Consider the following 23298-nt stretch of genomic DNA (forward strand, 5'->3'; position numbering starts at 1 on the left):
ACCTATTTTTACTTTAATCTATTTTATTTTTTGTAAAGATTAGAAATATATGTATCTTATTCTTTGATAATTTTATTAGATAATTTTACAAAAATTGAAATGAATGGAATGAAAATGATGGTAGAAAAAATATTAAATAGGCTGTGGGCATGGGCAATTTGTCTAGCGGCATTGGCAGGTGCCATGATCTGAGAAATAGCACATAAAATCTCCATAAAAGGGAAGACCATTAAGACGCCTAGAACATTGAAGAGAAGGTGAATAAAGGCAGCTCTTTTTCCTACAGCACTAAGGTGGATGCTAGATAGCAGTGTAGTGACACAAGTGCCTATATTTTGTCCAAGTAAAATAGCAACAGCAGCTGATAAGGGAAGTAGTTTATTAGAAGCTAAAGACTGTAATATAGCCACACCAGTACTGCTACTTTGAAGAATAGCCGTTGTACAAAATCCTATAACTACTCCTAAAGTTGGACGTTTTCCAAATTCCAAGAGAATTTCTTGAAACCTTATAAGGTGTTGGAGGGGGCTAATAGCTTTACTCAGTAAATCCATTCCTATAAAAATTAGACTAAAGCCTAATAAAGTTTCTCCCCAAAAAAGCAAATTTTTATTGGTTTTATGAAAAGAAAGAATTAGACCTATTAATAAAGGCAGAAAAATGTATTTGTTTGGATGAAAAGCAATAAGTTGTGCTGTAACAGTAGTGCCGATATTGGCCCCCATAATGATGGAGGCAGCCTGATGAAGTGTTAGTAGCTGAGCCTCTACTAGTCCCACTACAATAATGGTAGTGCCACTACTAGACTGCAAAAGGGCTGTAGCAATTATACCAACCAAAACCCCTAGAATAGGATGAAATCCTAGGTTTTTTATGGTGTTTTTTAAACGACTGGAGGTAATCTGACGAAGACCCTTCGTTAAAAACCTCATCCCTAACAAGAATAAGCCAAAACCAGTAGAAACACCTGATAAAACCGTAAACAAATAAATCACCTCCAGCTTTGTATACCTTTTTCATAGAGGATAACTTAAATCAATTATTTTCAGAATTCCTCTTAAGTCCTAGTCTCTAAATCAGACTGTAAAAGGGCTGCTAAATGAAAAATAATGGATTTAGTTATTACGAATAATATCTTATTAAAAAGTATATAAAGCTGGCAGGTTTTTAGAAGACAAAATTGTACTTTCTTAGTTAAAAGATTTACTGCACTGCTATAATTTTGCCAATACGTTGGTTTAGTTTGACTGCCAATGGTGTAGCGATAAGCACCTTAAGCAAATCCCCAGGAATAAAGAGTAGAGCACCTACATGAAAGGCTTGTATCAACCCTGTACCGGTAACAATACTTAGCCAAGTTATACCAAATCCATAAATGACAATAATTCCACCTAAAAGATTAGCGGCTGCTAAACGTAACCAATGGGTGCCACTTCCTTTTACTAGTGTAATCACGGCAATAGCAAAGGGATAGCTGATAATATAACCACCAGTAGCACCTACTAAAACATTTATACCAGCTCTGCCGCCAGCAAAAACAGGAGCACCTGCAGCACCTATAAGCATATAAACAATCCCACTTAAAAATCCTTGCTTTGTAGTGAGGATGCTACCCGCCAGCATTACCACTAGTGTTTGTGCTGTAATAGGTACTTCAGAAAAAGGCGTAGGAATAGAAATATAACTGGATATACCAATGAGGGCTGCAAAAAGAGCAGCGTAAGTGAGATCCTTAATTGTAATTTTTTGTTTTAGCATAGAAAGCCTCCTAAAAGATAATTTTTATATTAAGTAATAAATATGAAACTATTATAATAACCTACAGAACAAAAGTCAACTAAAATTTAGTAAATGGTTAACTATAAATGCATAATATTTCAGCATAAATGCATTTATAAAGAATAAACTTTAAATAGAATACTTTATCATAGGGGGATTGGGATGAAGATCTATATTTTAAGGAAAAAATCTATTGCCATCATTTTAGTAGGCATACTCGTTGTATTAGTGGTTATTGGAATGATAACCAGTTTTTGGGGAGGTACAATTGGAGGAATAGCAGCAGTATTTTCCCCTCAAAAAAAGCTGCCCATCTATAGCGTAGAGACGGAAGAAAAAAAGATTGCTATTAGCTTTGATGCTGCTTGGGGGGATGAATTCACCGATGATATTTTAGATACATTAGATAAATATAATGTAAAAACTACCTTCTTTTTGGTTGGCTTCTGGGTAGACAAATATCCAGATATGGTTAAACAAATTCACGAAAGAGGGCATGAAATAGGAAATCATTCTTCTACACATCCACATATGTCTAAGTTGACAAAAGAACAAATTATCAAGGAATTAAAGACGACAGAGGAGAAGATAGAAGCTATTACTGGTGTAAAGTCTACTGTTTTTAGACCTCCTTTTGGAGATTATAACGATTTATTGATTGAAACAGCAAGGGAAATAGGCTATCATACCATTCAATGGGATGTTGACTCTCTAGATTGGAAGGAAATGGGTGTAAATCCTGTGGTAGACAGAGTTACTAGAAATGTAAAAAAAGGCTCGATTGTACTATTTCATAATAACGCTAAATACGTAGCAGAATATCTGCCATTGGTATTGGAAAAACTACAAGAACAGGGTTATACAATTGTTCCTATATCAGAATTAATCATAAAAGATAACTATATGATGGATTCTACTGGCAGACAAAAGAGGGTGAACTAACCACCATTGTCTAATACATAATTTGCTCATCAACTACAAAATATATGACTAGTATAAACAAATGCAGCAGAGGAGATGAGTGAATGATTATTGACAACATTGAGGTGAAGGGCGTTACTTGTGATTCACGAAAAGTAAAAAAAGGATATGCATTTGTAGCTATAAAGGGAGAAACAAAAGATGGGAATGATTTTATTGATAAGGCTATAGAAAAAGGAGCATCTATTATTTTTACTGAAAAAGATCTCAATATACAGGGTGTAATCGTAAAAAAAGTTGAAAATGCAAGAAAAACCCTAGGTGATTTGTGTAACGCTTTTTATGACTATCCTACAGAAAAACTAAAAGTTATTGGGGTAACGGGAACGAATGGCAAAACGACAACAACTCATTTGATCTATCATATGTTAAAAGAACAGGGTATTGCCGCTGGCCTTATAGGCACTTTAGATGTAAGAATTAAAGATAAACAGTATAAAACAAAGTTGACAACGCCAGATGCGGAGGTTACATATGCTTATCTTCATAAAATGGTAAAAGAAAAAGTAGAAGTGGTAGTGATGGAGGTATCTTCCCACGGATTAAAAAATGAACGGGTGCAGGGGATCAAATTTGATATTGCAGTACACACCAATATTGAAAGAGATCACCTGAATTTTCATAAGACGGTGGAGGATTATATTGCATCTAAAAAAAAGTTGTTTGATCAACTACCTCAGGGGAAATTTGCTGTCATTAATTTAGATGATCACAATGCCTTAAAACTTTTAGAGAATAATCGCCATATTCTTGTCGTTACCTATGGATTAAACGCCAAAGCCACCATTACTGCCTCTACCATTGATACAGATTTTAGCACCTCCTTTAACTATTGCCTTCAAAGGGGATTGACTACTTTGTCTGGAATAGAAGTTGAAGCTTTTGAATACCCAATTACTATTAACCTATTAGGAAAACATAATATTTATAATACGCTGGCTGCAGTAACCTGTGGTTTGTTATTGGACATCCCTATAAATCATATGGCTAAGGCCTTAAAGAAAATAACTTTTATACCTAGAAGGATGGAGATTATCTATAGGGGTGAGTATATGGTTATTGACGATTTCTGCCACAACCCTGCCAGCTATGAGACGGTATTTGAAAGCCTACAGGGCATGCAGTATAAAAATTTGCATATTATTAATGCCATTAGAGGAAGCAGAGGATTAGAGATAAATTATGAAATAGCAGAAGTACTGAAGCAATGGTACACGATTTTAAAAGTTAAAAACATGATGATTACCTCCAGTAGTGATTATACGCAATCATTGGATGTAGTGACTAAACTAGAAAGAGATATTTATATAGAAACTTTAAGCAGAGGAAATATTTCTTTTCAGTACGAAGAGAAACTGAGAACCAGTATAAGCAAAGCTCTATGTATGCTAGAAAAAGGTGACATATTGCTGCTATTAGGTGCTCAAGGAATGGAGGAAGGAGCTAAAATTTTTATCAATATGCTTCAGACAAAACACAAATGGGATGAGACAGAGAACTTCAAGTATCAACAAAGGGATATTACACCGAGGCATTAGCAAAGAAAAAATATTGAAAATTTAGATAAAAATATTTTGATATAAGACATAATTCATTCTCCTTTTGAATAATAATGTTTATAGATTCGTCCAAAAATAAACATAAGAATAGAAGGGGGAGTTAGGTTTTATGTCAGAGCATTTAATAAACAGTAACATGGTTACATTAGTGGGTAAAATTTTGGGAGAGAAAGAATTTAGTCATGAAATTTATGGAGAAGGTTTTTATTTATACACAATAGAAATTCCTCGTCTTAGTGACTCCTGCGACTATTTGCCTTTAACTGTTTCAGAAAGACTATTAGTAGATATAGATTTACAAGCAGGAGCTGTAATCAAGGTTGAGGGACAATTAAGGTCTTATAACAAGTTTGTAAGTGGCAATAACAAGTTAATTTTAACAATATTTGCTCGAGATATTGTTATGACAGATAATGAAGAAGAAATAAAAAATCCCAATCAGATCTATTTAGATGGATACATTTGTAAACAACCAATCTATAGGGAAACACCCTTTGGCAGAGAAATCACGGATTTACTTGTAGCTGTCAACAGATCATACAATAAGTCCGATTACATCCCCTGTATTGCTTGGGGAAGAAACGCTAGATTTTCATCTAAATTAGAGGTGGGAGACCGCGTTAGGACTTGGGGACGAATCCAAAGCCGGCAGTATCAAAAAAAATTACAGGACGGAGCAGTTTTAAACAAGGTTGCTTATGAGGTTTCTATCTCCAAAATGGAAAGTGTGGAGGAGGAATAAAGTTTAAAGAAAAAAGAAAAAGAATCATACTTTTCCTGTTAAGCGCCTACGTCAGAGAAAGTATGATTCTTTTTCTAATACTTTTTGATTCAATCATTTTTTAAAAGTAGATATGTATTAAGGGTCAAGTGAAAAATTAACTAGAAGATACAGCAAGAGAATGCATAACTTCTGCAAATTTTTTATCTGATTGACTAATATGATTTGCTAACCATTCCACTACCAATATTTTCAAGTTATCTAGCGTTTCCTCTTCTATTTTTTCTTGTTTTATTTCAGTTGCAAGCTTAAAAAATTCAGTAAGAAAATAAGTATGCTGTTGACTATGACTTTCAAAATCTTCATAGTTCATTTTCACCATTGCACTTTCTTCGTCACGGAAATGTTCTATAACATAATTGCTTAAAAAATCAAAGGTTTCATGAATGGTCTTAGTATCACTGGTGGCATTTAGAGAAAGAATTTCACCAGTTTTTTCAAATATTTTTTTATGCTGTTCATCAACCGTCAAAATACCTGTAGCTAACGTTTCTGTCCACCATAGCATGGATAGCAGCCTCCTTTTTAAAATAAAGTTTAAAATTTCTTTCTATACTACAAATATAGATGTGCGCCCCTAAATTTTAATATACTAAGGGCTACATTTGCAGCCCACGGTTTTGGGGCGAAACCGTAGACCGTGTATATTAAAATTTAACTTTAGAAGCGTGCATCTATATTATACTATAATCATAAAATCATAGAAAGAAAAGAAAGAACTTTAAAAGGATTTAGATAACTTCTGAATCTATTCTCTGGGCTTCGTCTGTGCTATAATAGATTTGGAAGCAAATGCAGTGATCATCAAAAACTGCATAAACATTTCAGCATCAGGACAAGGAAGGATGAAGAAGGATGTTTGTAAACGCTATAAAGACAGGCTGCAAAAAAGGAATAGAAACTACATGGATGCTGGCAAAGGTTATTATACCTGTGTATTTTGTTGTAACCTTTCTACAGCATACACCTGTCATTGAATGGATTGCTCATGTGTTTAAACCGCTTATGTCAATTTTCAACTTATCGGGGGAAGCGGCAGTTGTGTTGGTTTTAGGAAATTTTTTGAATTTATACGCTGCTATTGGTGCTATCAAAGCTATTGCTTTAGAACCCATGGAAATCACTGTTATTGCAGTGATGCTTTCTTTTTCTCATTCACTTTTGATAGAGACAGCTGTTACTAAAAAAATGGGTATAAGTGTTGGAAAAGTCATTGCTATTAGAGTAGGATTAGCAGTGGTTTCTGGAATCATTATAGGAAGGATTGGTATGATACTATGATACAAATTTTAAAAGAAGCTTTTTTAGGCAGTATAAATTCGGTATATTCAATAGCTATTATTGTAATTCCTATTATGGTTGTTTTACAGCTACTACGTGATTATAAAATATTAGATAAGATGATAAAGCCCTTTGAGTTTTTAGCTAATGTTTTCAAAGTTTCTAAGGAATCAGTGCTACCTTTGCTGGTAGGTATTATTTTTGGTCTTTCCTATGGAGCAGGAGTGATTATTCAAACCTCTAAAGAAGGCAATGTCTCCAAAAGGGATCTATTTCTGATTACGGTGTTTTTGGCATCCTGTCACGCTGTTTTTGAAGATACCCTTATTTTTATGGCGGTAGGAGCTAGTGGATGGCTTCTATTGGGAACTAGACTGGTAGCTGCTTTTATACTAACCTTTATTTTATCTAGGCGTATTTCTCTAGAGAATGTGCAAACTTTGGAAGAACTTAAGGCTAGAAGGGTATAAAATACTAAAATCTTAAAAAATCTTAAAGCCCTTGTTTTGAAGGACGCACATGGGAGAAATAGGGAGTAAACCTACATAAGTGATAAACGATTGTAAATCTAATGGATTTAATCTTATGAGAGGGATGTTCACAAGGAATGAGGAGGAATGGAGCAGACATATGGAAATTGCAGCATAAGTAAATATATGGTAAACTCTTACAAAAGGACTGGAACCCTCCAGTCTTTTTTCAATAAAAAATAGGAGTTGGTTTTGTTTTGAGTAATTTAAACAGTGATGATGTCAAACGGATAGTAAGAGAGGAAAATGTGCGCTTCATTAGACTACAATTTACTGATGTTTTTGGCAAACTAAAAAATGTGGCCATCACACCTAATCAATTGGATACTGCATTAAACAATGAAATTATGTTTGATGGTTCCTCTATTGATGGGTTTGTAAGAATAGAGGAGTCGGATATGTATTTAGCGCCAGATCCTTCAACGTTCACCATATTTCCGTGGAAATCAAATGGTTATGGGAAGATAGCGAGAATGATTTGTGATGTCTACAACCCTGATGGAACGCCATTTGAAGGATGCCCTCGTAATGTTTTGAAGAAAAAAATTAACCAATTAAGAGAGTATGGATTCGAATTTTATGTAGGTCCAGAAGTAGAGTTTTTTTTATTTGAAGCTGACGAAAAGGGAAGACCTACCACGGAGGTTCAGGATTATGCTGGATACTTTGACTTAGGTCCTACAGATTTAGGAGAAGAGGCAAGACGAGATATATGCCTGACATTAGAAGAGATGGGCTTTGAAATAGAAGCTTCTCATCACGAAGTAGCCCCAGGACAGCACGAAATTGATTTTAAATATGATGACGCCCTTAAAACTGCTGATAACGTTTCGACATTTAAACTGGTAGTAAAAAGCATTGCAAAAAAACATGGCTTGCATGCTACTTTTATGCCTAAACCAATTACTGGCAAGCATGGAACCTGTATGCATCTTAATCAATCCCTCTATAAAAATGGAGAGAATGCTTTTTATTGTAGTGATGATTCATTAGGCTTAAGTAAAGAAGCTTATTATTATATAGGAGGACTTATAAAGCATGCTAGAGAGTTTGCTGCTATTACCAATGCTACAGTGAATTCATATAAGCGATTTGTACCTGGTTTTGAAGCTCCTACGGACATCGCATGGGCCACTGCTAATCGAAGTCCTCTAATAAGAATTCCAGCAAAGAGGGGAGCAGCTACTAGAGTTGAATTAAGAAACCCAGATCCTACAGCAAATCACTACCTAGCTTTTGCTGCTGTACTTGCTGCAGGTTTTGAAGGAATAAAAAACAAGGTTGAGCCACCCTCTTGCTGTAATGAAAATATTTATGATATTGATAGTAAAGATAAAAAAAGCCGAGGGATACAACAGTTCCCAGAGAGTTTGAAGGAAGCTGTATTAGAGCTGGAAACCAGCCAGCTAATGAAGGAAACCTTAGGTGAACATATACATGCAACTTATATAGAAGCTAAGAAGAAGGAGTGGTTGGAATATAGTCAGGAAGTGCATAATTGGGAGCTCCAAAAGTATTTAGCTGAGTACTAAAAAAAATCAAATTATTTAATTTACTGTGGAATAATTATGTAATATTACATGTATTTTCTTTGAAATTATGTTTTGCTAGTATTTTTAACAATACAAGCAATTATTTACTAACTATATTAAGGAGAATTCTGCAGATAATATATGTGTAAGCTTAGCTTATAAATATATATCTGGAGGGATTTATAATGAATAATTCTACAGGAAAAACTCCTAATTTAAAGAATACAAAAAATATTAGTCAACAAGAAATCCAAAATGCTCGCCAAGAAATGAATGGTATGCAAAGTGGTATGCAAAACGGAACACAAGGAACAACAGGAAATACAATGACCAGCAATATCCCAAATTTAGAGAATTCTACTTCTATTAGTCAACAAGAAGTACAAAATACAAAACAAAAAGCTAATCAAAGTGGGAGTAAAAACGCAAAAAGTAATAAATTAATGTAATAATTAAAAACTTCTGAGGGTTTTAAAACCCTCAGAAGTTTTTAATTATTACATTAAGCTACGTCGGAAGATAGAGCACTAAACTGTGCCTTATATAACCGTGTATAAATACCATTCTTTTCTAATAAGGTTTTGTGGTTTCCTTCCTCCACAATGCCTTCATCAGTTAATACCATAATTCTATTTGCTTCTTTAATCGTAGCTAAACGATGAGCTATAATAAGGGTTGTTCTGTTCTCTGAAAGCTGGTGTAAAGATTCTTGAATGACTTTCTCTGTTTCATTATCTAAAGCAGATGTAGCTTCATCTAGGATAAGGATAGGTGGATTTTTTAGAAAAATCCTAGCGATAGATAACCTTTGTTTTTGGCCTCCAGATAATTTAACGCCTCTTTCACCAATATAGGTATCATATCCTTTTTCTAGATTCATAATGAAGTCATGAGCATTTGCTTTTTTAGCAGCTTCTATAATTTCTTTATCTGTAGCATCGATTTTGCCATAAACAATATTTTCTCTTACTGTACCAGAAAAAAGAAAAACATCCTGTTGAACAATGCCAATATTTTGACGTAGAGATTTTTGTGTTATACTTTGAATATTTTTATCGTCAACTTCAATGACCCCTTCATCGGCTTCATAGAATCTGGGAATGAGGCTGCAAAGGGTTGTTTTACCCCCCCCAGAAGGTCCCACAATAGCCACTGTTTCCCCTGGTTGTACGGTAAAGCTAATATCTTTTAGCACATTAGCCTTATTGTTATAACTAAAGGTTACATGTCTAAAGGCAATTTTTCCTTGAACTTTATTGATATCTTCTGCATTAGGCATATCAACAATTTCAGGTTCTAACTGTAGCGTTTCATAAAAACGATGAAAACCCGCCATGCCTTTTTGATAATTCTCCACTAAAATGGTAAGTTTTCGCATAGGTTGTAAAAACATAGATACATACAATAAAAATCCCATAAGCTGTCCCGTAGTCATAGTTTCTTGATAAATAAACATACCTCCAAAGATTAGTACTACTAAATGAATAAAGTTAGAAAAGAAGGTGATACCAGAAAAAAACTCTGCCATTACTTTGAAGGCAACTTCCTTAGAATCTTTAAAATTTTTATTTCCTACAGCAAATTTTGTTTCTTCATAGACTTCATTCGTAAAAGATTTTACTACCCGAACCCCGGAGATGCTATCTTCTACTTGGGCATTAATATCAGCCAATTTTAATCGCATATTCCTAAAGGCTTGCTGCATCTTTTTATTTTTAACAATTGCAAAGAATAGGACAATTGGAATGATAGAAAAGGTAATGAGTGTTAAATGAACATGGATAGAGATCATAATAAAAAAGGATCCTATCAGTGTCACTGCCGCAATAAAAAGGTCTTCTGGTCCGTGATGAGCCAATTCGGATATTTCATTTAAGTCATTTACCAATCTAGACATAATGTGGCCTGTTTTTGTGTTGTCGAAATAATTAAAAGAAAGTTTATGTAAGTGATGGAATAAGTCCTTACGCATATCCTGTTCCATCCTTACGCCTAGTACATGTCCCCAATAGTCTACGATATATTGTAAAATACTTCTGAGGATATAGAGAGCCAGCATACCAATTCCTATCCACAAAACAGTTTGTAGGTTTCTACTGGGGAAGACATCATCAACCATTTTTCCTACAACAAAAGGAAATACTAAGTCCATCCCTGCCATTATAAAGGCACAGCTAAAGTCCATAAAAAAAAGAGGCAAGTGAGGCCTATAGTATTGGATAAATTTTTTTAACATAATACATCATCCTTTACTTGATATTAAAGTTTTATTCTTGGATGTATTGCTAAGACGCCCACTCCTAGGTGAACAAACTAAGTGACTAACACCAAATCAAAGATTTGAGTTATCTGCTTATGTAAGTGGGAGATCAAGCACTACATCCTCGAAATAAATTCGGTTGTAATTCAGTGGGCGTAAAAACTCCCCTTAAATTAAGTCTTATTTTATCAATGCCTCATAAGGGCTAGATAAGCAATTAAGTATTTGCAAAATCATACTTTATATGGGATCATGAGAATGTATGATAAACTACTTTAACTATTATAACACAATTCTCAGGGTTTGCATCCATCCACTGGCGTATTCTTAATGCTATGGTGTCAAGCTACAGGTAAAGAGGTCTCTTTAAAAAAGGTATAGAGTATCAATTTTTTTGTCTCTCTCATAAAATAGTACCAAAAAGTTAAGATATCTAATAAGAGGGCTTGGTACTTGGAGGGAGTGTAGAGATGAATGAAAATATGGCTGTATGTAAAATAGAAGATTTAATAAATAGGTTTAGAAATGTTCCATTTATCCACAATGGACGTTCTTTAGAGAAGGGTATAGATTGTTTAGGACTTGTGATTCTTGTTTATAGAGAATTTGGAATAAACCTTCCCAGTGATGATGGAATGGTTATAGAAAAGAATTGGTATAAAAAAGATCCAGAGAGACTTATAAGAGGAATAAGGGGATTAGGAGGAATAGATGTTGATATAAATGAGCTACAGCTACTGGACCTAGTCTATTTTGCAATCAATCGTGATGTTATAACGCACACTGGTGTGATGATAAATCGTAAAGAATTTATTCATATACGTCCTATCATAGGATTTTCAAAAGACAATTTAGAAGGGAGATGGAAAAGGCGTTTTAAGGGAGCTATAAGATTAAGACAATAAAAAAATGCAACCCCTAGTTCTTCCTAGAAATCACATTTTCAAACAGATATAATGGAGCTGATGATGGGACTTGAACCCACGAACCTCTTCCTTACCAAGGAAGTGCTCTACCTGCTGAGCTACATCAGCATATATAATTTTAAGAACTTGATTAGAACCACGAATTACATTATATAGGATATTTTCATAAATGTAAAGGGTAATTTATAAATTTTTTTCAAAAAGATAAAAAAAGTTTTCCCCTGATCTAATAAAAAATTTCAAGATATTCTATTAGATCAGGGGAAAACAGAGAGAAGTTTAAAGAAGGTTTTAATTCAAATGAAATATTAACGTGAATATATTTCATCATTTTAAAGAATAATTAAAATATTACAAAAACAAAATGCACATAAAAATACATCATACCTCGGTATGTTAGTGGAATCAAGACTATGTTTAAAGAAAAAACAATGTATATTCTGTTAGATTTAAATTTATGAATTGTATATTATATACAATTCATAAATTTAAAATTTCAATTATTGTCAATGAATTAACGAAAATTAGTAGTAAAATTGCAAAACCTATGCTATAATCATTACAAGAAGTAAAAATTTTTTAATAAAGAATAGTAAATTTTAAGGTAGAAGGGGGGGATTCTGGCTTAAAGTGAATGTAAAGATGCTATGAAACCATCGATCCAGTAGTTTGAAACCTGTAGAGATTGGTACCCTTTACATACTTTGTGTAGTTTAAAAAGCCAGAGGATAAAAATGATAAGACAATTAATAAGAAGTAATAAAGAGCTAAAGAAAGAAAAAAAGAAAATGATGTATTTTATTGTAGAAGATAGGAAAACAGGTGCTATTTGGACAGATACAAGATGCTTCAATGAGATGATGTCTATGTATAATCCTGCTGGATGGACCTATGAAGACGTAAAGGGAGTCAACGGTCTGATTCTATTTGAAACGATATCGAAGTCAGAATTTAATGTAAAATTACAAGAATTAACGAAGTGCCCTCTTGGATGTAATGTTAAAAGAAATGTTAAAAATGCTTTGGAAATGGTTGCTAAGGCAAAAAATAAAACTCTTATGGACATAGCAACGGAAGCTCTAGAAGAATACATAGAAAAAAATCAGCAATAACATATAAAAACAACGACGCTCTATCTAAATAAAAGTTAAAGTTTGTTTTTTAAAAAATCTATAAAAGCAAATGCTACTTCGATTGAAATTTTAAGTAGCATTTGCTTTTTAGTATAGGTTATACTTAAAGGTATAAGAGGATAAAGATATTTTGTTATTTCTTTTGGCATACTAGTTTATAGAAATTTTTATCCTTCGCTGTATTGCTAAGGCGACCGTTTCTAGCTGAAGAAGCTAAGTGACTGGCACCAGATCAAAGATTTGGGTTATCTACTTATGCAAGTGGGAGATCAAGCACTACATCCTGGAAGTAAATTCGACTACAATTCAGTAGGGGTAAAAACTCCTCCTGAATTATGCCTTATTTTATTTAGGAGATGGAGAATATATTTATGGGTAAATATGAATACGTAATTTTATTTTTTATTTATGGTTTAGCTTTTTTCTCGATGGGTATATCTGCTCTTCAGCAAAAAGAGATGAAGATCAGCAATTTTCAGTTACTAAAATCAATTAGATATTTAGGGATTTTCGGAGTAACTCATGGTATCACTGAGTGGGTGATTATGCTAAGGATTATTGGAATTTATGCTGAATTTGATTTTAGACTATTTCTCATACAGATATCTTTAAATACACTTTCTTTTGCATTTTTACTAATTTTTGGAATGAGGCTGCTTAAGGGTACAAATCAGCTAACAAAAACCAGTTATATACCGATGGTCTTATTTTTGATATGGACCGCTGCGGTTGTCTACTCTATGTACTTGCATGATGATTATAAGTTTTGGTTTCCTTTCTATAGTGCCTTAGGCAGATATTTCTTAGGATTCCCTGCCACATTGATTACTGCCTTCGCTCTTTTGAAAGAGTCTAAAACAATGAATTCATTAAAATTAAAAAAGATAGCTTTAAACTATAAAGGAATGGCTTTTTGTTTTATTATTTATGGTGTTTTAGCGGGAATATTAGTAGGAGAAAAAAATTTTTTTCCAGCGAATGTTATTAATAAAGAGCTGTTCTACAGAATTTTTGGATTTCCTGTTGAATTAGGTAGAGGCATTACAGCTGTGATCGTCACCCTTTTATTTATACAAGCAATTGATATTTTTAGATGGGAGGCGAATGAAAAGATCATACAACTCACTAAAATGCAACTTATTAATAATGAAAGAAGAAAACTAGCTAGGGAGATACATGATGGTATTATACAAAATCTTTTTGCTACAGGTCTTCAGGTAGAAAACTTACTGGAAATAGAAAGTAATCTAGAACATGAAAAAAAATTAGTAGAAATCAAATCTAACCTTAATGATACGATCGATCAAATTCGTAATTTTATGGCTAAAATGGTGACAAAAAGAATAGAGATAGAAGATTTAAAGGCAAGTTTATTAGAATTGATTCATCAGTTTAGGAAGATTAGCGATTTGGATATTACCTTTCACTATAATATTCCGGCCGTTGTACTAGGCTATCTTTCTCCCGATAAATCAACGCATATTTATTACATTGTTCAAGAGGCTCTTTATAATGTATGTAAACATGCAGAAGCTACGAAAGTAAAAGTTAAACTGGCCTCTGATTTAAATACAGTTATCGTTTCCGTACAAGATAATGGAAAAGGATTTAAAACAGATGCGGTTTACAATGGAAAAAATTATGGTATTATATCTATGAAGGAAAGGGCTGCGATGATTCATGGTAGCGTAACTATTGACAGCACTAGTAGAGGTGTTAAGGTTTTGTTAACAGTACCTTGGGAGGAGGAAGATAATGAAAAAGAAAATTAATGTGCTATTGGTGGATGACCATTCAATTGTTAGATGTGGCATTCGGTCTCTTATAGAAAGAAGTGAGAAGTTGACGGTTTGTGGTGAAGCCGAAACGCTTGCTGAAGCTATTGAACTAGTTGAAGCCTTTGTTCCTGATGTAGTGCTGTTGGATGTAAGGTTACCAGATGGAGATGGTGTAATCGGATGCAAGCGCATCAAAAACCTTTCTCCAAAATGTAAGGTCTTAATATTAACAGCTTATGCTGAAGATCAGATTGTTATAGAGGCAATCAAGGCTGGTGCAGATGGCTATATATTAAAAAACATTGAGAGTAAAAAAATTCTCCAAGCTATTTTTAGTGTTTATGAAGGGTCTGGCTTTCTAGATCCTTGTCTTACGGAGAGTGTATTGAATCAAATAAAAAGTAACAAGCAAAGGAATAATCTGCTCCTAACTACGAGGGAAGAGGAAATTTTAGATTTGCTTTGTTTGGGGAAAAGTAATAAAGAAATTGCACATGAGTTAGAGATTGCTGAAAAAACCGTTAGAAATTATGTCAGTAAAATTATGGATAAAATTAATGTCTCCAATCGCACCGAAGCTGCCCTGTTTTGGTCAAGGTTCAAGTCTCACCGAAGTTAGGCCTCTCGTTAAAGATGCGTTCCTCAAAGCGCAGCTATAAGCTAATTCTAGTATACTGAGTTCAAGGATATACTTTTTTCTATTGAAAACCTCCATTTATGTTAAGATACTTACAGATAAAATTCTATATTAAGAAATGCCATAGAATAAAAAGTCATGCTTCAAGGGACATATGCCCCTAAAGGTGGGACGTTTTATATATTTCCATTATTTTTATTTATGGTATTCTTTTAGTAAGTACTTAATAAAAAGTTATTTATTTAACAAAATTTAAGGGGGAATGAAAATGTGGAAAAATAAGAGGTTGTTAATGCTAGGTATATTTATCCTATCAGTTACTTTGTTAGTTGGTTGCGCTAAGGAACCGGTAACAAGCAGTGAACCAGCACCAGGGACAACAGAAGTCAGTGACATTGAAACGGATGTATTGGTTATTGGCGGCGGTGGTGCGGGTCTAGTATCAGCTATTACAGCAGCGGAAAACGGTGCCAAAGTTGTCTTGGTAGAAAAAATGCCAATGGTAGGTGGAAATACTATGATTTCTGCAACAGGATTCACAGCTTCAGATACAGTCTTACACGAAGAAGCAGGAATTCCTTTTACTGTTGAAGATCATATCAACAGAACCATGGAGATGGGAAAAGACTTACCTGATGAAGAATTAGTAACACTTTTAGCAGAAGAAAGTAATAGCGTTTATGAATGGCTAACTTCTCTAGGATTAAGCTATAAGCTTAATGAAGATGAACCTTGGTGGATTATTCCTACTGAAGGACACTATGGATCACAGTTAGTTGCAGCTTTTCAACAAGAAGCAGCAAAGCACAGTGATTTAGAAATTAAGTTAAACAATAAAGCTACTGAGTTAATTGTAGAAGATGGCAGCGTTGTAGGAGCTAGCGTTGAAGATAAGGATGGAAACGTTTATACAATCAAAGCAAATGCTGTAATACTAGCTACAGGTGGTTTTGGTAATGCACCAGACCTAATCGGCGAATACAATCCTAAATTTGCAGGTGCCCATAGTGTAATGAGTACTGCAGGCCCTACTGGAGATGGCTTTAGAATGGCTACTGCTATTGGCGCGGCAACAAGAGATATGGAATATCATCAAATGAGACCATTAGCAACACCTGGATACTGGATTAGAGAGTCAGTTATCAGTCAAGAAGGTTTAGGTGGTATTTTAGTAAATAAAGATGGTGTAAGATTTGCAAACGAGACTTTAAAGCCACTGGACCTAGTACCAGAAGTACTTGCACAAAAAGATGCAGTAGCTTATGTGATCTTTGATGCTGATATCTATGAAACAAGTAATGGTAAAAATGCAGTAGAGAAGGGTAAGATGATTGAAGCAGATACAATCGAGGAATTAGTTGAAAAATTTGGCTTAGATGCTGAAGTTGTAGCAGCTACAGTAGCAACATACAATGAAGGTCAAGATGAATTTGGCAGAGAAACAATGGGTAAAGTAACGGTTGCTCCTTTCTACGGAGTAGAAGTGGCACCATCTTCTCACTATACAATGGCTGGATTGGCTTTTAATAAAAATGCTGAAATTCTTGACGAAAACGGTAACCCAATCCCAGGTTTATATGGTGCAGGAGAAATCCTTGGTGGACTCTATGGCTCTGGCCGTCTAGCTGGAAACAACACATTAGACGATGTTGTATTTGGTAAAATTGCTGGAAAAGCTGCTGCAGGTTTAAAATAGTAAAACTATAGTCAGAGGTATTTTGCTGGATGAGGTATCCTTTAAAACAGATGGGGTTGCTTGAGCACGCCAACTGTTTTAAAGGTTTTTAAGAAAAGTAACATTCGCTAGTAAAAATTTTTATAAATAGGAGGAAGAACATTGAAAAAATTATCTATTTTATTGATAATAGTGACGATCTTTGCCTTGGTTGGATGTAGCAGTTCCCCCGCTGTTACCGAAACTGAGAGCAAATGGAATGATGGAAGTTATGTAGGAACTGGAAAAGGCTATCAGTCTGATATTGAAGTAGAAGTAGTAATAGAAGATGGAAAAATAACCAAAGTGGAAATTATTTCTGCAGGCGATACCCCAGGTATTTCTGATGCTGCCATCAATGCACTTCCAGAGGCTGTATTGGAAGCTCAATCTTTAGAAATAGATGCAGTTAGTAATGCAACAAGAACAAGTGAAGGCATTATTCAAGCGGTAAAAGCGGCTTTAAAAAATGCTGAAAAATAAAAAAACAAACTGGTTTTAGTTTTGCTGAAACCAGTTTGTTTTTTTATTTTTCTGTGTATTTAAGATTTTCACTTCTGTACTAGGACATAAGTCCTACACTTTGAAATGAATTGAGTCTCGCTTTATTTATATAGTTCCATAAAGGTAGGGGCAACTTTACAAGGTGTAACTTCAATTTTTTGCCACACATTTCCTACCACATAGGGCTCTATCTTTAAATATGCATCAAGCTCATCTCTTGAGGGAAAATCCACTACAAGGAATGAACCAATCATTTTCTCATTTTCATCAAGCAAAGCAGCACCATATAGATGTTTTTTTTCATAAGCCATTTTTTTAACAAGTGCCAAATGATCCTCGCGGACAGCCAATCTTCTCTCAAGAGCCTTTTCATCAGTTCCATCATATCCTGTAATCAAAAATTGCATAAAAATTCCTCCTTGATATGTAAAAGTTTGTTGCCTTTATAGTATACCTATTATTATTTCCACAAATGAACAGAATTTCCTTCATAAAGTTTAGTGAATTTATATTGCTTTTTTAAAAGTTAACTTTTTATAGATGCGTGCTTCTAAAGTTAAATTTTAATATACATGGGCTACGGTTTCGCCCCAAAACCATGGGCTGCAAATGTAGCCCTTAGTATATTAAAATTTAAGGACGCACATCTATATGCAAGTTGAATTCACAAATAGGAAATAAGCTTAAAAATAATATTTTGCAAAATGCAATATATATGCAGGATATTGTCTAAAAAGATAGAAATATGTCTATAAAATACAAAATAATAAGGATGCATTGTTTAACAATTCAAAAAATTAAAAATATATTTTAGAATAATGGTAAATGATCAAATATTTTATGCTGAAACAGTTTTAGGGGTTGTTGATTTATCCAACTTGTGGTAACGTTTTTAATGAATAGGAGATTGTATGTTTTTAAAAATAGCAGATAAGTCATAAATTCTGCTATTGGTTTTAAAAAGGTCGACCTTAAAATCTTTCAAAGGAAGACTTTTTCGTTGTGTTGAAAACCAAAATAGGGGGTGTTTATGAAACATAATTCCTGTACAAAGTCTAAAAAAATGAAAATCATAATTAAAGTTTTATTAAAATCTACTATAGGGGGAAGAACACATGAAGCTTAGAAGCAAATTATCTATTACCTTCACTGCAGTATTTGTAATCATTCTTATAGCTAACTCCTTTATTGGTTATTATGATGCTAAAAAAAATGTAGAGGATCATATATCTACTTATTTAAATGCTGAAGTTGAAACGACTTCTCTATATATTGATCAGTGGTTAGAGAAAAAACTTTTATCAGTAGAAACGGTAGCAAAGATTGTTGAAAAGGAAGATATGTGGGAAGCTTTATTTTCCTTTCAAAATAACAATCCTTTTTTAATGCCTACAGGATTTGATGGAAATATGAATCACTTTTATCTAGCACTGGAGGATAGTCGGTTTACAACGGGAAGCAGCTTTGTGCCTACGTCAGATTATATTGCAAAAGAAAGAGATTGGTATCGTGTAGGAATAAAGGCACAACAAGCAACTTTTACAGAAACCTATGTAGATGCAAATACTGGGAATATTTCTGTGGGAGCCACCGCTCCTTTAAAAAACATAAAGGGAGAAGCGGTAGGTGTTGTAGCAACAGATATATATTTAGAAGCTTTAACAGAATTGGTTAAAACCATGACCTTTGAGGGATTGGGTTATGCTTTTTTATTAGGTGAAGATGGCACGGTGTTGGCACATCCTCAAGATGAAATAGTAAATACAAAGCTGCAAGAACATGAAAACTATCAAGAGGTTTTTCGTATCATGCAGGGGCAACAGGATCGTTTTGAAGAATATTTAATGGATGGTGCAGAAAAGCTTATGATGTATAATAGGATTCCCACCACCAATTGGATCTTCGGCATTGTTTTTGATAAATCTCTAGCCTATGCACCCTTAAATAGTTTAGTGCAGAAGTATATTATAATGATATTGATAGGAACACTACTTATCACAATTATTTCAGTAATGGTTTCTACAAAAGTAGTGAACCCAATTATTGCTTTAGCGAAGGTAATCAACAGACTATCACATTATGATTTGACCTTTGATGAAGAGCATGAAGTGGTAAAATATATAAATAGAAAAGATGAAATAGGAAGCATTACCAATGAATTGATGAGGATGCAAAACAACTTTGTGGATTTAATAAAGAGTACTGCGGATATATCTCAAAAAGTAGCCTCATCTTCTCAACAATTAACCGCCACTAGCCAGCAATCTGCTATGGCCGCGGATGAAGTAGCTAGGACTATTGAAGAAATTGCTAAAAGTGCTAATCAGCAGGCAAAGGATACAGAGGATGGTGTATTAAAAACAGATGAATTAAGTAAAATCATAGAAGAAGATTTGAAGGATATAGATCATATGAGTCAAGTGATGAAGCAACTGACAGACTTAAAAGATGAAGGTATGGCAATAATAAAGGCGCTTACGGATAAAACAAATGATAGTGATAGTGCAATAAAAACTATCTATAAAAGCACGATAGATACTAATGAAAGTGCAACAAAGATTAGTGAAGCCAGTAAAATTATCGAAGGTATTGCAGAACAGACGAATTTATTAGCACTGAATGCAGCTATTGAAGCTGCAAGGGCAGGAGAAGCTGGTAAGGGATTCGCTGTAGTGGCTGAAGAAGTTCGGAAGTTGGCGGAGCAATCTACATATTCAGTAAAGGAAATAGATGGGATGTTAAAAACTTTACAGGGAGATTCTCAAAAAGCTGTTCATCTTATGCAAGAGGTTCTATCCATCATTAAAGAACAGGTGGAAAGTGTGGAGATGACAGAAAGTAAATTTACCGGTATTGCTGAGCAGGTGGAAGCCGTCAAGGTCATTATAAATAAATCGATGACTTCTGTAAAAATAATGGGTAAAAGAAAGAATGAAATGGGAGATATTATGCAAAGCTTAGCAGGGATAGCTGAAGAAAATGCAGCTGGCACTGAAGAAGCCTCTGCTTCTGTAGAAGAACAGACTGCTGCTATGGAGGAAATAGCTAGCAGCAGTGAATCCTTAGCACAATTAGCAGGAGATATGCAGGAGAGTATTGGTAAGTTTAAGTATTAATTAAGATGTGTTCTCTTTTTCAGATCTAGCAAAACTATATTCTTTACCCTTTGGTGTATCGCTAAGACGCCCACCTCTTTATACAGGGAGATTTAGAAAAAAAGAGGGGCATAGATAAAAAACACAACTTTTAAAAGTTGTGTTTTTTATCTATATAAATGGAGCTGATGATGGGACTTGAACCCACGAACCTCTTCCTTACCAAGGAAGTGCTCTACCTACTGAGCTACATCAGCATATGCAATTGATTGAATCCCGTAAAAAATATTATACCTGAAACTTAGTATTATGTAAAGGGAAATATTAAAAATTATTTTTTAATAGTCTTTCTTAATACCTATAGAATATTAAGGAAAAATGTCCATATATTTATTGATTTTGGTTTTATCTTATGCTATAATAATAAAAAATCAAATATTGCATTTAACAAGTTTTCTTTATAAGTTTTTATGTTTTATAAGGAAATCGAAAGGGAAGTTTGGTGAAAATCCAACGCGGTCCCGCCACTGTAAGGGTGAGTTTTTTTATATTGATGCCACTGGATAAAATAATTTGGGAAGGCGTAAAAAGACGATGAGCCTGAGCCAGGATACCTGCTTGTTTGATGCTAATAAATTTCGAATTCACGGTGTATGGATTTGGGAAATGAATAGATCGCTATCTAGAAATAGGTAATAGATTATTTTATTCTTGTTTGCCAAAACCTCCATGTGAAAGTGTAGGTTTTTTTTAATGAAAAATTAGTGCCCCTTTTCAGCAAAGCTAAGTCAAGTCTAGCCATTTGACTCCCCCTTAGCGAAGCTGGATAATATATAAACTTTGAGTGTTTGGATTGCACTTAAAGTTTTTTCTTTTTTACTTTTTTTATAATTAATTTGGATTGTGATATAATAAAATATGTACCTATTTAAAGTTGTATATCTATATAAATTTAAAGAAACATTTCGATAGCTTACTTAGGTTAAAGCTTATAGAGGGGGCTAACACGAAAGAAGAATCAGGATCAAGAAGAATAGAGGTTTTTTATGGACATGATACAACGAGTAAGACGTTGGACAGGACTTATGTTCAACCGACCTTATATACCAGTGGGGTTAAAAGAGGCTACAGGCCCTTTATTGTTACATATCAGTGATACACCACAGGAAATTTACAGCTATATTTTTAGATTAGTAAAACTATTGCAGCCTTCTTATATCATACACACAGGGGATTTGGTAGATGATATAAAACTGCAGTTGCACCCAAATGAAATAGAAATCTACAAGATTTCCTTAAGAAAGTTTATTCTGAATCTAGAAGCTTTTACAGATGCATTTATTTACTATGTGGTGGGAAACCATGATAAGTATGAAGAAATAGAAAAAATTACTTCTAAAGCTATTGTTATGGAAGAGGGATACATAGTAATAGAAGAAAAAAGTTTTTATGCAAATCACTATCCTTCAAGAAATGTCCATAATACGGATTATTACTTATATGGCCATAGTTTTCACCCATCTAGCTATAAAGATCAACAGCATATAGGCTTAAATGGACTTGAAAAAATTCACATTATTGATTTAGCTACAGAAAAAATTTATCACTTACCTTATCCTTTTGGCACCAATCAGTTTAGAAAAATGGAGCAGAGGAGAATTAGTCTGTAGAGGGGGAAAAATCATGCTGTTTTTGAGAATGGGACCAAGATTACTTTTTGTTCGAACAGATGCTATTGAAGCTGTAAAAAACTTTTTACTTGAGGATTTGATGGGGAAAGAGACAGAGTTTTTGCTAGGAATGGAGGAGGCAACAGAAGATAGTTGTCTCATCTTTCTAACAGATATATACTCAACAAAAACTGCTGTAACAGATGCAAAGACAACTGTTCTTGTCAATGAACCTGCCTCCATATGCCTTGCTACTATGATTAATAGCCATATTGCCCACTTAGTGGAGAAGGTGGATATGGGACCTTCTTCTATCGTCATGAGAACTGCTGGAGATAAGCAACGGGCAATAGAGGGAATTTTACGGCAATATGGTGGGAAAGCATTACCTTTGGAAGAGGCAGTAGATGAAGGGGAGATGGGAGATACAATTTTATTTTTAACCCATAAGCAAATCTCTCGAAGGCTTTTAAGGGCTGATATGTTTGAAACACCTCTCCTTTTGCCTCATCCTGCCTCTCAAATTTTTAAAAAGCTACGATGTGAAGGTATCTTATTTATCACACAAAGTCTGCAGGATAAAAAATGGTATGAATTAAGAATCAATATCTATGATGCTCAAGGGAAGTACCAGGAGCACTATAATCGATTGAACTATATCTTAACGCAGCTAGAGATAGGAATGGTATTAGAAGAGGGATGGACTAGAGATCATGCTTTAATGCTATTTTCTGTATTAGCCTATCAAATAAGATTGTTTACGCTTTACAAGCCAGAGGAAATGAAGCGAATTTTATTGGGTCTAGAATATGATGCTAGAGGAAATCGATGGGTGGATTTAGACTTATACTATAGAAATAAAAAAATTTCTTGGGTAGACATTGACAAGAAAAAAGGAAAGCGCAACAAAATACAGGAATGTTTAGTGCGTAGGGAGAATATTTTAGAAAAATTGTCTGAGCAAGAAAAAAATCATTTGTTTTATTTAGAAAGTAAGGTTCTTGAATAATAGAGGAAGAATAAATTTTGCTAAATAAATTTTAAGTGAAAACATACGGGATAACTTAGCGGTGAAAGTCTGCTGTGGTCTCAGTAGTGGGAAACACTAAAGCGTACTATGCTTAGAAGAAACAAATTT

Annotated in this window: 21 protein-coding genes, 2 tRNA genes and 1 riboswitch; of the genes, 16 read left to right on the forward strand and 7 right to left on the reverse strand. The window is 34.1% G+C overall.

Annotation, left to right across the window (positions count from 1 at the left end; all coding sequences use genetic code 11):
• Nucleotides 1–56 precede the first annotated feature (56 nt).
• Both BJL90_RS10125 and BJL90_RS10130 read right to left on the reverse strand, forming a co-directional pair.
• Complete coding sequence (locus tag BJL90_RS10125) at nucleotides 57–986, reverse strand: Na/Pi cotransporter family protein (RefSeq protein ID WP_070967391.1); 930 nt, start codon at nucleotides 984–986, stop codon at nucleotides 57–59.
• Nucleotides 987–1203: 217 nt separating this feature from the next.
• Nucleotides 1204–1758, reverse strand: coding sequence for a biotin transporter BioY (locus tag BJL90_RS10130; protein ID WP_070967394.1), 555 nt, complete (start codon nucleotides 1756–1758; stop codon nucleotides 1204–1206).
• A gap of 183 nt (nucleotides 1759–1941) precedes the next feature.
• On the opposite strand from BJL90_RS10130, the gene pdaB reads away from it, so the two are divergent.
• The 3 genes from pdaB (at nucleotide 1942) to BJL90_RS10145 (ending at nucleotide 5061) form a co-directional block, all read left to right on the forward strand.
• Nucleotides 1942–2721, forward strand: a complete 780-nt coding sequence (gene pdaB / locus BJL90_RS10135; RefSeq protein ID WP_070967397.1) for a polysaccharide deacetylase family sporulation protein PdaB — start codon at nucleotides 1942–1944, stop codon at nucleotides 2719–2721.
• Between the two features lie 83 nt (nucleotides 2722–2804).
• A complete protein-coding gene (locus BJL90_RS10140; protein WP_070967399.1) occupies nucleotides 2805–4298 on the forward strand; it encodes a Mur ligase family protein in 1494 nt (497 codons plus the stop codon).
• Between the two features lie 130 nt (nucleotides 4299–4428).
• Entirely contained in the window at nucleotides 4429–5061 is a 633-nt protein-coding gene (locus BJL90_RS10145) for a single-stranded DNA-binding protein (protein WP_070967403.1), read from the forward strand.
• 136 nt (nucleotides 5062–5197) lie between these two features.
• Here BJL90_RS10145 and BJL90_RS10150 read toward each other — a convergent pair whose 3' ends face one another.
• Entirely contained in the window at nucleotides 5198–5608 is a 411-nt protein-coding gene (locus BJL90_RS10150) for a bacteriohemerythrin (RefSeq protein WP_070967406.1), read from the reverse strand.
• 347 nt (nucleotides 5609–5955) lie between these two features.
• Between BJL90_RS10150 and BJL90_RS10155 the strand changes: the two genes are divergently transcribed.
• The 4 genes from BJL90_RS10155 (at nucleotide 5956) to BJL90_RS10170 (ending at nucleotide 8892) form a co-directional block, all read left to right on the forward strand.
• A complete protein-coding gene (locus BJL90_RS10155) occupies nucleotides 5956–6381 on the forward strand; it encodes a nucleoside recognition domain-containing protein (protein WP_070967408.1) in 426 nt (141 codons plus the stop codon).
• Nucleotides 6378–6851, forward strand: a complete 474-nt coding sequence (locus tag BJL90_RS10160; protein WP_070967410.1) for a nucleoside recognition domain-containing protein — start codon at nucleotides 6378–6380, stop codon at nucleotides 6849–6851. Before BJL90_RS10155 ends, BJL90_RS10160 begins: the two co-directional genes overlap by 4 nt.
• A 257-nt stretch (nucleotides 6852–7108) precedes the next feature.
• Nucleotides 7109–8443, forward strand: a complete 1335-nt coding sequence (gene glnA / locus BJL90_RS10165; protein WP_070967413.1) for a type I glutamate--ammonia ligase — start codon at nucleotides 7109–7111, stop codon at nucleotides 8441–8443.
• A gap of 185 nt (nucleotides 8444–8628) precedes the next feature.
• Nucleotides 8629–8892, forward strand: coding sequence for a hypothetical protein (locus tag BJL90_RS10170; protein WP_070967416.1), 264 nt, complete (start codon nucleotides 8629–8631; stop codon nucleotides 8890–8892).
• A 53-nt stretch (nucleotides 8893–8945) separates the two neighbouring features.
• Here BJL90_RS10170 and BJL90_RS10175 read toward each other — a convergent pair whose 3' ends face one another.
• Nucleotides 8946–10679 (reverse strand): ABC transporter ATP-binding protein, encoded by a 1734-nt coding sequence (locus BJL90_RS10175; protein ID WP_070967419.1) that lies wholly within the window; start codon nucleotides 10677–10679, stop codon nucleotides 8946–8948.
• 494 nt (nucleotides 10680–11173) lie between these two features.
• Between BJL90_RS10175 and BJL90_RS10180 the strand changes: the two genes are divergently transcribed.
• Entirely contained in the window at nucleotides 11174–11608 is a 435-nt protein-coding gene (locus tag BJL90_RS10180) for a C40 family peptidase (protein WP_070967422.1), read from the forward strand.
• A gap of 52 nt (nucleotides 11609–11660) precedes the next feature.
• Here BJL90_RS10180 and BJL90_RS10185 read toward each other — a convergent pair.
• Nucleotides 11661–11737 (reverse strand) — tRNA-Thr (locus tag BJL90_RS10185).
• Between the two features lie 626 nt (nucleotides 11738–12363).
• Here BJL90_RS10185 and BJL90_RS10190 point away from each other — a divergent pair.
• The 5 genes from BJL90_RS10190 (at nucleotide 12364) to BJL90_RS10210 (ending at nucleotide 17374) form a co-directional block, all read left to right on the forward strand.
• Nucleotides 12364–12741 (forward strand): hypothetical protein, encoded by a 378-nt coding sequence (locus BJL90_RS10190; RefSeq protein ID WP_070967424.1) that lies wholly within the window; start codon nucleotides 12364–12366, stop codon nucleotides 12739–12741.
• A gap of 392 nt (nucleotides 12742–13133) precedes the next feature.
• Nucleotides 13134–14534: a sensor histidine kinase gene (locus BJL90_RS10195; protein ID WP_070967428.1), complete on the forward strand. Its 1401-nt coding sequence runs from the start codon at nucleotides 13134–13136 to the stop codon at nucleotides 14532–14534.
• Entirely contained in the window at nucleotides 14518–15159 is a 642-nt protein-coding gene (locus BJL90_RS10200) for a response regulator (protein ID WP_070967431.1), read from the forward strand. Before BJL90_RS10195 ends, BJL90_RS10200 begins: the two co-directional genes overlap by 17 nt.
• A 286-nt stretch (nucleotides 15160–15445) precedes the next feature.
• On the forward strand, nucleotides 15446–16873 hold the full coding sequence (locus BJL90_RS10205; protein ID WP_070967433.1) for an FAD-dependent oxidoreductase: 1428 nt from the start codon (nucleotides 15446–15448) through the stop codon (nucleotides 16871–16873).
• 141 nt (nucleotides 16874–17014) lie between these two features.
• Nucleotides 17015–17374, forward strand: coding sequence for an FMN-binding protein (locus tag BJL90_RS10210; RefSeq protein WP_070967436.1), 360 nt, complete (start codon nucleotides 17015–17017; stop codon nucleotides 17372–17374).
• A 122-nt stretch (nucleotides 17375–17496) separates the two neighbouring features.
• On the opposite strand, the gene BJL90_RS10215 is transcribed toward BJL90_RS10210, so the two are convergent.
• Nucleotides 17497–17802, reverse strand: a complete 306-nt coding sequence (locus BJL90_RS10215; protein ID WP_070967439.1) for a YciI family protein — start codon at nucleotides 17800–17802, stop codon at nucleotides 17497–17499.
• Nucleotides 17803–18510: 708 nt separating this feature from the next.
• Between BJL90_RS10215 and BJL90_RS10220 the strand changes: the two genes are divergently transcribed.
• Entirely contained in the window at nucleotides 18511–20511 is a 2001-nt protein-coding gene (locus BJL90_RS10220) for a methyl-accepting chemotaxis protein (protein WP_070967441.1), read from the forward strand.
• A gap of 159 nt (nucleotides 20512–20670) precedes the next feature.
• On the opposite strand, the gene BJL90_RS10225 is transcribed toward BJL90_RS10220, so the two are convergent.
• Nucleotides 20671–20747: transfer RNA gene (locus BJL90_RS10225), tRNA-Thr, on the reverse strand.
• 176 nt (nucleotides 20748–20923) lie between these two features.
• A riboswitch (cobalamin riboswitch) is annotated at nucleotides 20924–21126 on the forward strand.
• Between the two features lie 410 nt (nucleotides 21127–21536).
• Here BJL90_RS10225 and BJL90_RS10230 point away from each other — a divergent pair.
• Nucleotides 21537–22160, forward strand: coding sequence for a metallophosphoesterase (locus BJL90_RS10230; protein WP_070967443.1), 624 nt, complete (start codon nucleotides 21537–21539; stop codon nucleotides 22158–22160).
• A gap of 13 nt (nucleotides 22161–22173) precedes the next feature.
• Complete coding sequence (locus BJL90_RS10235; RefSeq protein ID WP_070967446.1) at nucleotides 22174–23169, forward strand: hypothetical protein; 996 nt, start codon at nucleotides 22174–22176, stop codon at nucleotides 23167–23169.
• The last annotated feature ends 129 nt before the right edge of the window (nucleotides 23170–23298 follow it).

The organism is Clostridium formicaceticum, assembly GCF_001854185.1.
GTDB classification, from domain to species: domain Bacteria; phylum Bacillota; class Clostridia; order Peptostreptococcales; family Natronincolaceae; genus Andreesenella; species Andreesenella formicacetica.

What these genes read in the sequence shown, in the direction of transcription:
- BJL90_RS10220 (WP_070967441.1), top strand. Translation starts at nt 18,511, where the DNA reads ATGAAGCTTAGAAGCAAATTATCTATTACCTTCACTGCAGTATTTGTA.
- BJL90_RS10170 (WP_070967416.1), top strand. Translation starts at nt 8,629, where the DNA reads ATGAATAATTCTACAGGAAAAACTCCTAATTTAAAGAATACAAAAAAT.
- BJL90_RS10190 (WP_070967424.1), top strand. Translation starts at nt 12,364, where the DNA reads ATGATAAGACAATTAATAAGAAGTAATAAAGAGCTAAAGAAAGAAAAA.
- BJL90_RS10200 (WP_070967431.1), top strand. Translation starts at nt 14,518, where the DNA reads ATGAAAAAGAAAATTAATGTGCTATTGGTGGATGACCATTCAATTGTT.
- BJL90_RS10130 (WP_070967394.1), bottom strand. Translation starts at nt 1,758, where the DNA reads ATGCTAAAACAAAAAATTACAATTAAGGATCTCACTTACGCTGCTCTT.
- pdaB (WP_070967397.1), top strand. Translation starts at nt 1,942, where the DNA reads ATGAAGATCTATATTTTAAGGAAAAAATCTATTGCCATCATTTTAGTA.
- BJL90_RS10150 (WP_070967406.1), bottom strand. Translation starts at nt 5,608, where the DNA reads ATGCTATGGTGGACAGAAACGTTAGCTACAGGTATTTTGACGGTTGAT.
- BJL90_RS10205 (WP_070967433.1), top strand. Translation starts at nt 15,446, where the DNA reads ATGTGGAAAAATAAGAGGTTGTTAATGCTAGGTATATTTATCCTATCA.
- BJL90_RS10160 (WP_070967410.1), top strand. Translation starts at nt 6,378, where the DNA reads ATGATACAAATTTTAAAAGAAGCTTTTTTAGGCAGTATAAATTCGGTA.
- BJL90_RS10215 (WP_070967439.1), bottom strand. Translation starts at nt 17,802, where the DNA reads ATGCAATTTTTGATTACAGGATATGATGGAACTGATGAAAAGGCTCTT.
- BJL90_RS10230 (WP_070967443.1), top strand. Translation starts at nt 21,537, where the DNA reads ATGGACATGATACAACGAGTAAGACGTTGGACAGGACTTATGTTCAAC.
- BJL90_RS10175 (WP_070967419.1), bottom strand. Translation starts at nt 10,679, where the DNA reads ATGTTAAAAAAATTTATCCAATACTATAGGCCTCACTTGCCTCTTTTT.
- BJL90_RS10145 (WP_070967403.1), top strand. Translation starts at nt 4,429, where the DNA reads ATGTCAGAGCATTTAATAAACAGTAACATGGTTACATTAGTGGGTAAA.
- BJL90_RS10180 (WP_070967422.1), top strand. Translation starts at nt 11,174, where the DNA reads ATGAATGAAAATATGGCTGTATGTAAAATAGAAGATTTAATAAATAGG.
- BJL90_RS10195 (WP_070967428.1), top strand. Translation starts at nt 13,134, where the DNA reads ATGGGTAAATATGAATACGTAATTTTATTTTTTATTTATGGTTTAGCT.
- BJL90_RS10155 (WP_070967408.1), top strand. Translation starts at nt 5,956, where the DNA reads ATGTTTGTAAACGCTATAAAGACAGGCTGCAAAAAAGGAATAGAAACT.
- BJL90_RS10235 (WP_070967446.1), top strand. Translation starts at nt 22,174, where the DNA reads ATGCTGTTTTTGAGAATGGGACCAAGATTACTTTTTGTTCGAACAGAT.
- BJL90_RS10140 (WP_070967399.1), top strand. Translation starts at nt 2,805, where the DNA reads ATGATTATTGACAACATTGAGGTGAAGGGCGTTACTTGTGATTCACGA.